We start from the raw sequence: 12046 nt of genomic DNA on the forward strand, positions 1-12046 counted from the left end.
AATCCTGGCCTGCTTCCATGCCACCCGAATACTTCAAGTTACATCGTTACTCTGATACCATCATGGATTTCTCCGCCTTTGGTGGCACCAGATCTACACCGCCTGGATGAAACGGGTGACATTTGGCAATACGTTTCGCTGTTAACAACGAACCTTTGAGCGCACCGTGCACTTCAATCGCCTCCATGGCGTAAGCCGAACAGCTCGGATAGAACCGACATGTTGGCGGTGTTAATGGAGAGATATAGTTGCGGTACACCCGAATGGGTGCCTGAGCAATTCTGCGCGATAACTTCATGGTTAGTGCTTCCCATGAGCGTGTGTATGTCCCGATGCCGCTTTGGCCGGAGCATGCTCTGCACAGTCCTTACAATATCCAAATACCTCGAACTTGTGGTCTACAACCTGAAATTGCTCAGGCGCATCCGCAAGCTGCATCGGGCAAAAAATAATAGGATATGTCTTCTGACACTTCAGACAGATCATATGATGGTGATGATGATCTTCACTACAGTGTGCTTTGAATTTAACGCCATCTTCGAAGATGACCTGTTCCAGTACACCCAGTTCCTGCATCACCCGCAAATTACGATATACTGTGTCAAAACTCAGTCCGCTGTAAGTCTTACCCATATATTCATAGACGTCCTTGGGTGTAAGATACCCCGGAGACTCGGCAAATAACCGGGCCAGTGTTTTCCGCTGATCGGTAATGCGAAGCCCCTGTGAGGACATGGTCGAAATAATCTGTTCTGTCGACAGCATGATCTTAAGCACCTCCTGTCATACGAGCATTTTGCATCATTCATAGAGCGACAGTTTATTCGGCAAAAGCGAAAACTTTTGCTTTCTTGTATACCTCTAATAATGCATCAAATTACGATTAGAGTCAACGAAGACACCGGGTTAGGTCATTTCAACATCACATAAAAAGGACTCCATACACATGCATTGCCATTAGTCCAGCTTGAGCTAATGACATTACATTTTGATGGAGTCCCTTCCTGACGGTTCAGATGATCAATCGTTCGGGCGACTTTTGGGGTGAACGGGTATATATGATATAAGCTTTCACTCCAAACCGTCCGTGCATGTTCATGTTATTACTTTTCAGCCGGAAGCGGCGTGAACAGCAGGTTAACAGGCAAGTTACTTCCTGGTGCCGCCGAGAAGAGAATAGTTACACTCTCGCCGTACGAACCTGTGCGATACATAACGCTTTGCTCATTAGGCGCAGTTACAGATTTACCTGTGGAAATCTGAACAACCTGTCCGTTCACGAGTGCCACACCTGAGTATCTGCCTCCACGAGGGTTGAATGAAATCAACGTGCGCGGAGCAACATTATTCAATGTAATTTTGTACAATACACCGAAGTTACCTGCGTTGGAAGCTTCCGTGTAAGCCATAGGGTCCGTTCCCACAAGGTTTGGATCACTTGCATTGTCTCCAAGTGGAAGACGTGCAGGCTTCGATCCTAATTCTTGATCGTACGTAATGATCCGTGTTGCATTCGGGTACGTTCCGCGGTTGTGAACACCATCACGATCCAGAACCGGCAGGCTCGACAACACTTCCATCGGGTCCTTGTTTTCTTCGATCATGATAATGTTGTAATCCAGTTCATAGTCACTGAATACATCCGAATACAAGGAAATGACTTGTCCCTGTTTCATCGGAAGAACGCTCAGATCATTGAGAATCAGCTTGCTTTCTCCTGGCTGGATGTACACTTTCTTTTGTCCGGTACCATTCTGCATGGATTGGAACCAACGGTCAATGGACAGCTTTCCAGCTACCGTTGCAAAAGGAGACGGTCCTGCAAAGCCCATGTTTTGCTGGTCAATGGACGCCGTGTATGCATTGTTGTTTGTCGCTACAACATACATTTTTACGCTTTTGCCCGTGTTGTTCACATGGTGAATCATGAAGCGTGTCTGTCCAAAGGAAGATTCCTTGTACACAATACCTTCCGTATTCACGGTTTCCGGGCTGTTACTACGGATCAGCAGACTTGGTTCATCATAATAAGTGAAAGGTACTTTCTCCAATGCCGGTACACCACCACCGTCAAAAGTGAACTTTTCACCGACTGGTGTGAACAATTGATTGAAGTCAGTCACACTATAAAGTGTTTCTCCCGTAATATTGATCATCTTGGTATAGCTATCGCTAGCACCATGTTTATCGGTAACTGTAATCGTTACGGTCTTCGGTCCTGGAACAAAGAATGCAAGTGCATTGTTATCCCATTCGGTTTTAACAATTGCATTCTCATCATCTGTGCTTTGATCAATATAAGTGATTTTCTCACCCATTTTGTATTCTTCTTTATCTGTCGTAAACATCGCGACAGGAGGCAGATTCGGTCTTTCAACCTTAATCGTAACCGAATACGGATCGCTCCATTGACCACTCGAATCCTGGACCGCATAGGTTACTGTGTATACACCTGGTTGGTCGAATGAATCCTGACGGCCTGTCCAACGCTCATCTACAATGCTGAGTCCCTTGGGAGAGCTGGATCTGGTTGTGTAGGTTACCTGATCTCCGGCAAAGACCTCTTTTTGTACCGTGAAGCTTGCCACCGGTTTGGTACTCAGATTCAATACAACCGTTTTGGCAGATTGATTTACTTTATACGTAATGTCCAGAGCCTGTGTAATTGAAGTCAACGGCACCATGAACGTATTTCTTTGTTGATAAGCCGCGCCCTTCATCGTTCTGGACACACCATTAACGGTATATATCTTGCTGTTTGTTTTGAAACGCAGCTCATCTTCACCACTAATAATGATCGTTTCTTTGGTTGTGTTATCATATTTTACATCATAGCCAACCCGATCAACGAGAGCACGGATCGCTACATAGGATACACCATTTTTAACAGCCATTGGCTGTCCAGCAAGATATGTTTTGCCATCTTGCATCATTTTATTACTGTTCATATAAAGAGTGAGGTCTCCACCCCCGCCTCCAGCAACAGATGAACCGCCTGTAGATGGTTGCTCCACTTCTACTGGTGCAGGTGCTGGTGTTTCCTCAGCTGTACCTTCTTCGTCCGTAGGTTCAATTACCGGCTCAACAGGAGTCGCGTCTGTTCCTGTAGGAACATCTGTCTCAGGGTTCACTTCTTCAGTTGTTTCATTATTTGATGTTGGCGTGTTTGTTCCGGATTTCACTTCGGATTCCGCGATGGTTTGTTCTTTCTTCACAACCTCCACGGATTTAACTTTGGCTGTATTCACTGATGTAGTATCGCTCTGATCTGCTGATTGTGCATTGGCAGGAATCACTGCAAACGCCTGAAACACAGCAAAAGCGGTAAGTATGGACAATTTCTTCTTCAAATTCATTCTTTGTCTTTGGCTCCTTCTGCTCCCATTTTATAAATATCCCCCTCAAAAAGTCATATTATTAGACGCTTGGAACCGGGAAAAGTTGCTAAAAAGTTAAGAGGAGAATTGTAAACTTTTAATAGAAGGAAAATACTATGAAAATAGTTATCTATCAATTATCTTTTTGGCATTCATATCCCAAAATTAACCAATATAAAATTTCAACAAAAAAATCTCTCCGGAGATGGTCAATCAGCACCATATCGCAGAGAGATGTAAGGATTGAATAGGCCTAGCGCAAACGGACAGGCAGACTTCCTGTTGGCTGCAGTCCTCCGGTTAACACATGGGACAGGGCCCGAACAACTGCAGGTGTATTTTCATACGTACACACATAACTTCCCGGCCTCGAAATCTCCAGCAGATCATATGGATTGCGCAAAGCAATTACAATCAGCGAATGATTCTTACTAAGCTTTTCAACCAAATACTGTTGCCCTTTCGGAAGATGACCTGCCGATGTGTACGTACATACGATAAGTTGTTCACTATTCGACACATCCGCCAATATCCGATCTGCTTCATCCAAAGTGGGCTGAGTAGTAATTTTGTGCTCACGAACTCTGCCTCGCAGCTGCGATAACGCCATACCCAGCGATTCTGTATGGGACCATGGTTCATCCACCTCTGTCCGTTGCACAACCTCAGGCCAGATGACATATACGTCCTTCTCTGGATTCAAGGGAAACAGCCCATCATTATGAACGATGGTAATACTGCTTGAAGCAATCTCGAATAGTGTTGATTCGTTTAGTTTACTGGAATCGGTGGTTTCAGTGGATTCAGTGCAATTAACAGGTTCAACATCGGTTATCTCGACCGTTTCACTCGCTTTCGGCGAAACCAGATGATCATTCTGCTGCCCACAGCGCTTTCTTTTCCATGTCATAATGCGTTCCACCGCCTGATGAATAACCTCTTCCGATATTCGCCCCGTTCGAACTGCTTCCACAATGGCTTCCAGCGCAGCAACCTGATCTTGCAAGGTATGACTCACCAGAATCAGATCTGCTCCTGCTTCCACAGCACGAACGGCAGCTTCAGCTACACCATATGGCTTGGATATTGCATGCATTTCAAGACAGTCTGTAATAATAATGCCTTCAAAACCCATTTCCTCACGTAGCAGACCCGATAACACCTTATGTGACAACGTTGCCGGAATGGGCTCGGGCTCAATCGAAGGGAACATCACATGAGCTGTCATAATAGCATCAACTCTGGCCTCAATCGCCTTGCGGAACGGTAACAACTCCATCTGTTCCAGCCTGTTTCGATCATGAGGTACCGTAACCATACCAAGATGAGAATCCACGGCGGTATCTCCATGTCCCGGAAAATGTTTGGCAGTAGCAGCTATGCCCTGTGATTGATATCCGGTGATGGCAGCTACGCCATGAGCGGCCACACTTTCAGCATGTTCACCATACGAACGCACACCGATGACCGGGTTAAGCGGGTTGTTATTCACGTCGACCACTGGCGCAAGGTTCATATCAATACCGATGTTTTTTAACTCACGACCCAGAATTTGAGCACACTCCAGGGTATATTCCGGATTGCCTGTCGCACCAAGTGCCATATTCCCCGGCACTTGGGTCATTCCCTCTTGGTCAATCCGTGCAACCATGCCACCTTCCTGGTCCACCGAAATCATGAGTGGTAGGGCCCCCGCTTCAGCAGCCATATCTTGCAGTTCGGTGGACAGCCGTGTCAATTGATCTATACTTTCGACATTACGCCGGAAATAAATGACACCCCCGACGTGATAGTCACGGATTAAGCGAGTAATCTGTTCATCTGCGTGCTGACCGTGAAATCCACACATTAACAATTGGCCTACCTTTTGCTCCAATGTCAGATCATTTAAGACCTTCATTTGACCTCTCCTCCCGGTTCCCTTGCCACTACGAACCCAATCGTTTACTCTGCCTGTACTCGGAGGGTTTCATGTGGAAGTGTTTATGAAACACCTTGGAGAAGTAACGGCGCTCCTTGAACCCTGTTGCTTCCCCAATCGCTGTAATGCTCCATTCGGTTGTACTCAACAATAAAGCAGCACTTTCCATCCGTTTCTGCGTCATGTATTCCACAAAAGTAACACCCATTTGGGTTTTAAATAGCTGGCAGAAGTAACCCGGGCTGATTCCGAGCCAATCTGAGACTTCATCTATTCCCAAGTCCTGTTGCAGCCGTGCGTCCATATACTCACATGCAGACAGGATCAGTTCCGATACGGAAGGACGTGGCTGCGTTTGTTTGCCCTGACAGGCATGGGCAACAACCTCTGCAAGTTCAAGGAGTTCCCTCATGGATCCGGCCCCTTGCAGTGCATTCCAATAATTCACTTCGTGCTCTTCAGCGATGGAATGTACCTCACGCAGTTCCCGAAGCATGTGAACAAGCATAAACCGAAGATTGGTTTCATCTATCCTGTTGAAAGATTGTCCTGAATTCCCCATTTGCTGTTTAAGCCGCTCCAATACATCACGTAACCCCTTCTTGTTCCCTTGCCGAATCCACCGAGTAACAAGCTCCAGATCTTCTCTTGTAATCCATGAGTTAGCCCCTTTGGAGGCCGTATGATCAGACGATAAGGTCGTTTCGGGACAACTTGCCTTCAGCACCTTGTCTTCACTCTCCGAATGGAACATCAGTATTTTTTGACAATGCCGGTATCGCTCCAGAATTTGACTTTCCAGGTTCACGGGCACATCATCCTGAACAACCCTGACCTTCACACTTGAATCCAAGGACAATATCGCATTTAATTCGAGACACAGTTGATGGGCCAGTTCCTCTGAGCGACGTTTCCACTCCCCCGATGCCTCCAGCAGGATGCACCACTCCCCTTTGCGGGTCGAAAGAATCTGACAGTCCCCCTCAATTCTCTCTGCTACTTCCCTAAGTGTGGAACTTACGGTCACATGCCATCGTTGATGCTGAAGCTCGGACCAGCCGATCGAATGGCGAAAATAACCGACCGCATCCACCAGCAGCAACGTATACGGTGCAGTAGTTGTTATGAATTCAGGAACAGAGGAAGGATAGGCAACCTTCAATGGTGCTTCTCCTCGCAACAGGTCAATCAACTGTTTGTGTCTGATCCAGCTTTCCATCTCTTGGCTGCGATAACGTTGCGATTCGTTTTCCAGACGTCTCTTCTGGATCTGCCCGGCAAGCTCACGCAGTTTATGTTCCAGATTCAAATAATCAATTGGCTTACATATGTATTCATGTACGTTATACTTGATAGCGGTTCGAGCATATTCAAACTGCTGATAACCGGTCAGCAAAATAATCTCACACGTTTCACCCTGCTCTCGCAGTAAACGAATAAGTTCCAATCCATCCATAGACGGCATCCGAATATCACACAAGAGAATGTCTGGATGACTTTCTGTTACTTTCCCCAGCGCTTCTACACCACTTCTCGCTGTACCTGTGATTTCAATCCCCATCTCTTCCCAGGGTAAAATGTAGTTCAGATTCTCCAAAATCGGCAGCTCATCGTCAACCAGCATTGCAGTCAGATTCATCCGGCTTCCTCCTGCTCATATAATGGAATGATACATCGAATAACTGTGCCATACCCCGGTGCTGAACATATAAATATGCCATACCCGGCCCCGTATTGAATACGAATTCGATCTGCCACACTTCGTAATCCCAATCCCCTGCGTTCCGTTATGGACGACAATGATTCCGCCCCTTCCGCGAGCATATCTTCCGGCGGATCTTCTGCCATATACTCAAATCGTGCGAGCATTTCCTGGGGAATACCGATCCCATTATCCTCAACACATAACACCAGATAATCCCGTTCTGCATATGCGCTTATCCGTAGTACACCTGGATAGGTGATCCCCTCAAACCCGTGTTGAATGCTATTTTCCACCAGAGGCTGGAGGGTAAGCTTGAGCAGGATTGAGCTGTATAGATGGGGTGGAATGTCAATCTCATAGGTGAACAAATCACTGAACCTGTACTGTTGAATCTCCAGATAACTTTGCAAATGTCTGATTTCCTCACCCAGCGGAATCTCCTCCTGATCCTGAATGCTGATACGAAGCATATTGCCAAGTCTGGTCACCATCTCGCTTACTTTACGGCCCTCCCCACGCAGCGCTAATCCATTAATGGATTCCAATGTGTTAAACAGAAAATGAGGTTTGATCTGGGCCTGTAATACACGTAGTTCCGCTTGGGCCTTCTGCTCTTGCTCTGCACGAACACGACGGAATAATCCCCCGATCCGATCCAATAGTTCATTGAACCCTTGCGCAAGCAGCTGCATTTCATCGAACCCTTTTCCTTCCACCCTTGCATTAAAATCACCATCATCCACACGACGCATAAACCTTACAAGTACAGCTATGTTCCCCGTAATGCGATTCATGAAAAAAAGATTAAAGATCATTGCTGCGAGCAGACATAACAGAATAATGATGACAGACCAACCGGCAAAGGCATTGGTTTCCGCAGATAAAGCTTCCCATGAAGTCACACTGACGAGGCTCCAGTTATAGTTCTTCAGATGATATTGCGAAAGGATGCTCTCCTTGCCGTCAAAGACCGTTCTGACACTGCTAAAACCGGGACCGTAACTGCCGGATTCAGCACCAAGGTTTTGCATGTTCTCACCGTTGTAAATCCCTGCAGGATCATAAACGATCAGTCCTTCTTCATTAATTAACAGGAATGATGTATCCTGTGCCGAATCGCTGATTTGCAGGTGACGGAAGATCCGGTCGATCTCTCCTTTTTTGATCTGAACAACAAGCACGCCAATATTTTGAAAATAACTGAGTTCTTTGATCAGTCTGATCTGGGTGAAGACAGGCTCTACCCCGGTTAATTCGGGATATTCCAGAGGTGCGAGCCATTTGGGCACACCATTAAGTTGCTGAATTTTGTCAAATAAGGGATGCACTTTGAATTGCTGAAAAGGAAGGGCTTGAAAATTTTCTTTGGTGAAAATGGAGACAATCTGGTTGTTCTCGGACGAACGCAAATCATATAAAAAGGCATAACTGATGAACGGATAGTTATATAGAAGGGAACGGAAATTGCGCTGGCTGGCATTCAGGGATAACTGATTACCGGTCCCCAGATCCTGCTTGGTCGGATCTTTGGCGTTCAACGCCATTTGAAAAACCGAGGTCGCTATCCCATTATCGGTCACATTGTTAATCTGCTGAAATACATTCTCGATATTGTAGCTAATGGCCTGAAGCGCATATTCGGCCTGTTGATTGTACTTTTTCTCAATCGTATGTGACGTGACCAGAAACATGCCAATGCCCAGCGCACACATCGGTACAATGATCAGCAGCAGAAATGCCAAGGCCAGCTTCATTCGCAAGTTCATATCCCGTTCTCCCTATTCACTGGTTCTTGGTATTAACCTTTGACACCACCTGCAGTTACTCCTTCAATAATTTTCTCCTGCAGTATGGCGTAGATCACAAGTACAGGTACAACGCTGTACACAATGCCTGCCGACATCTGGGCGTAGTTCATCTGATATTGATCCCGAAACTGGACCATGCCCACAGGCAGCGTACGCAATTTATCAGTGGATAAGAAATAGTTGGCGAGCAAAAATTCGTTCCAGTTGCCGAGGAAATTAACGATAAAAACCGTAACGATGGCTGGAACTGTAAGAGGTATCACTATTTTAGCAAAGATACCCGGGGCCCTCAAGCCATCCATGACAGCAGCTTCCTCAATTTCTCCAGGTAGAGAACGCATGAATGCGGCCAGTATAATTATTGTGAAAGGAATCGCATTCGCCACATAGGGCACGATCAACGCCAGATGTGTATCCAATATGCCCATTTTGCGAACAAGCAGATAGATCGGCAGCATAAGTGCATTGTTCGGTATAAGCATGCCGGCCAGAATCAGGCTGTACAGAAACAAACTCCATCTCCGATGTCTCATGCGGGTTACGGCAAAAGCAAACATGGCACCGAGCGCAATCGTGCATGCCGACGACAGAACCGAAATGTACAGGCTGTTCCAAAAATACGTGCCAATCTTGGCATTCACCCAGGCCTCCACGTAATTGTTAAACTCCCATGATGTAGGCAGACCGAACGGATTCAGGGCGATTTCATTGTTATCCTGCTTGAAGGATGAGAAAATCACAAACAAAAAGGGAAACAAAATCGCGATTAAATACAACATTAACAACACATGGGGTATACTGCTTTTTATGCTTTTCGCCATCAATATTCCACCCTCTCGCCCCGCCTCGCCACCAGCAGTTGATACACCGCAGTGAGCACAAGCGTCAGAGCAAAGATCAGCACTGCAATGGTATTGCCATAACCATATTTGAAGTTGGTAATCGCATATTTGATCATGTATGTCGCCAGAACCTCGGTGGACCCAGCGGGCCCACCTTTGGTCATGACAATCACGATATCGGCTGCTTTCATTGCACCTGCAATGGATAACATGATAACCACTGAAATGATCGGCCGGATCAGCGGCAACGTAATTCGCATTGCACGTTGTACCGCCGTTGCACCATCGATGGCAGCCGCTTCATCCAGATCACGGGGAATCGCCAGTATGGCCGCGAGCACCATGACAATGTAAAATCCCGTCCACTGCCAGGCGTTGGTCACCAAAATGGACAACATGGCGAATCGGTTATCTGATAACCAGTAGACTGGATCGATGCCCAGCACATGAAGCATTTTATTTAATAGTCCGATATTGGGTTCATAGATGAATCCCCATAAGATACCAATAACGGCTGTCGACATGATGGATGGTAGAAAAACAGCGGTTTTATACAGACCTTTTAGCCTTTTCACATTGGCAATAAGAAGTGAAAACAGGACGATCAGGGGTACTTGAATCAGCACCGAAAATCCGATAAAAAAGCCGTTATTCCGTGTGGAGATCCAAAACCGTTCATCGGTCAGTGCTTTCACATAGTTGGATAAGCCCACAAAACGCGGCTCCGCCGATACCCCATTCCAACTCGTCAGACTGTAATACAGGGAACTGCCAATAGGGTATAGAAAGAACATCACAAACAGAATTAGGGCCGGCATGACAAACAACGTATAAATTAACGGGCTGCGGAGTGAAGTATTCATGGTCAGCCTCCTTCGGTCACTTCAACGATCGCAGTTTCAACTTGAATTGGTCTATTCCACTGAGGCGTTTGCTTCCTCCTGCACCTTTTGCAGTTCTTCTGCCATTTTCTCTGGCGTAGTCTGGCCACCAATCAGCTTCTGAATCTGCAGATTGCTGATCTCTGTCGTCACATCGGCCTGAACAAGTGCATCAAATGCCGGGAACGACGTCTTGGACGCATTAAGCACGGCCACAATTTCTTTCATCAGATCATCCGTAATGCTATCGGTTAGCACTTTCTCATCCAGCTTCATGGCGGGCAACACACCATCTTCCACAAGGCCGCGGATCTGCATATCTTCATTGTAGAAATTTTGGATAAAAGCTTTCACTGCTTCCAGCTTTTGCGGATCGTCTGCCACGGATGCGGAGAAACCGTATCCATTGTTCACATCACGCATCAAAGACGTCTGATCGCCTGCTCCGTTCTCTACCGGAGGCATATTGAAGAATCCAACCTTGCCAATGAGCGATTCACCGCTCTGACCTTCTTTGAATACAGATGATTTCCATGTTCCGTCATACATCAACACCGCTTCTCCGCTCGTAAATTGCGTGGTGTATTCGGCATACTCGAAGCCCAGTTCGCCTTTTTTGAAGTAACCCTTATCGACCCATTCCTTATGCTTGGCAAAACCTTGCACGACACCCGGGTCGGTCCATTTCGCTTCACCTGTTGCAAACTTTGCAGTAATCTCCGGCCCGGCATACCGGGACCACAGATGATTGGTTAACATGAGCGGTACCCAGCCTGCCTTGGATGCAGAAGCAAGCGGCACTTTGCCATCGGCCTTGATCTCGGCCAGTATATTGTCCAGTTCAGCCATGGTGGTTGGGGCTTTCCATCCTTTTTGTTCAAAGTACTCTTTATTGTAGAAAAAACCTTCGCCCGAACCGCCAATCGGCAATCCATATACCTGGCCTTCATACGTAAATGGTTCAAGGGATGTGAACTGGTCTTGAATGCCCAGCTCTTGCAGGATCGGAGTCAGATCAAGCAGCATACCTTCTTTGGCATAAACTTTGGAATCCGGGCTGCCAAACAGTTCAAATATATCCGGCGGGTTGCCTGCAGCCATCTCTCCACGAAGCTTCTCCTTCCGATTCACATCGGATTCGACACCATCCAGCGTAAAAGTCAGGTTGGGTATTTCACCTTCAACTTTGTCCACAACATCCTGCAGGATGGCCAGTCGTTTCTGTTTGTCAGCCCCTACTTGAGTGTGGCGGAGAAGCATCTCAATCGGTTCCTTACTTGTCTCCCCCGCAGGTGTATTGCCTGCGCCCTGCTGTGGCTCGGTACTTGAGCTTGCACATCCCGCCAAAGTCCATGAAGTGATAAGCAATAATGAAAGCAGCAACGTCATTCCTTTTTTCATCTGGTTGACCCTCCTCAAGATATTGAGCATTTGGCTTTACACTCTGATTATAAAAAGCCGGAGCTTACATCGTAAGGATGACAATTCATCAATGGAGGGATAAAATCCTTC

General features: G+C 46.6%; 9 protein-coding genes. All 9 read right to left on the bottom strand.

All coding sequences use genetic code 11. From position 1 onward, the window contains the following. Nucleotides 1-46 precede the first annotated feature (46 nt). Complete coding sequence (gene yidD, locus MKZ13_RS20130; RefSeq protein ID WP_017687565.1) at nt 47-298, bottom strand: membrane protein insertion efficiency factor YidD; 252 nt, start codon at nt 296-298, stop codon at nt 47-49. 2 nt (nt 299-300) lie between these two features. After that, a complete protein-coding gene (locus MKZ13_RS20135; RefSeq protein ID WP_017687564.1) occupies nt 301-765 on the bottom strand; it encodes a Fur family transcriptional regulator in 465 nt (154 codons plus the stop codon). A 338-nt stretch (nt 766-1103) separates the two neighbouring features. Next, nucleotides 1104-3356 (bottom strand): stalk domain-containing protein, encoded by a 2253-nt coding sequence (locus tag MKZ13_RS20140; protein ID WP_339177674.1) that lies wholly within the window; start codon nt 3354-3356, stop codon nt 1104-1106. Between the two features lie 274 nt (nt 3357-3630). Continuing rightward, nucleotides 3631-5277 (bottom strand): beta-N-acetylhexosaminidase, encoded by a 1647-nt coding sequence (nagZ, locus tag MKZ13_RS20145; protein WP_339177676.1) that lies wholly within the window; start codon nt 5275-5277, stop codon nt 3631-3633. Nucleotides 5278-5305: 28 nt separating this feature from the next. Beyond that, nucleotides 5306-6937: a response regulator gene (locus MKZ13_RS20150; protein WP_339177678.1), complete on the bottom strand. Its 1632-nt coding sequence runs from the start codon at nt 6935-6937 to the stop codon at nt 5306-5308. Beyond that, nucleotides 6934-8769 (bottom strand): sensor histidine kinase, encoded by a 1836-nt coding sequence (locus MKZ13_RS20155; RefSeq protein ID WP_339177681.1) that lies wholly within the window; start codon nt 8767-8769, stop codon nt 6934-6936. The genes MKZ13_RS20150 and MKZ13_RS20155 overlap by 4 nt, the downstream gene beginning before the upstream one ends. A 32-nt stretch (nt 8770-8801) precedes the next feature. Next, nucleotides 8802-9632, bottom strand: coding sequence for a carbohydrate ABC transporter permease (locus MKZ13_RS20160; protein WP_145322680.1), 831 nt, complete (start codon nt 9630-9632; stop codon nt 8802-8804). Next, nucleotides 9632-10516, bottom strand: a complete 885-nt coding sequence (locus MKZ13_RS20165; protein WP_336763718.1) for a sugar ABC transporter permease — start codon at nt 10514-10516, stop codon at nt 9632-9634. The genes MKZ13_RS20160 and MKZ13_RS20165 overlap by 1 nt, the downstream gene beginning before the upstream one ends. 51 nt (nt 10517-10567) lie before the next feature. Beyond that, a complete protein-coding gene (locus MKZ13_RS20170) occupies nt 10568-11935 on the bottom strand; it encodes an extracellular solute-binding protein (protein WP_339177686.1) in 1368 nt (455 codons plus the stop codon). Between the last annotated feature and the right edge of the window lie 111 nt (nt 11936-12046).

Origin of the sequence: Paenibacillus sp. FSL R5-0701 (genome assembly GCF_037973995.1) — a bacterium.
Taxonomy (GTDB): domain Bacteria; phylum Bacillota; class Bacilli; order Paenibacillales; family Paenibacillaceae; genus Paenibacillus.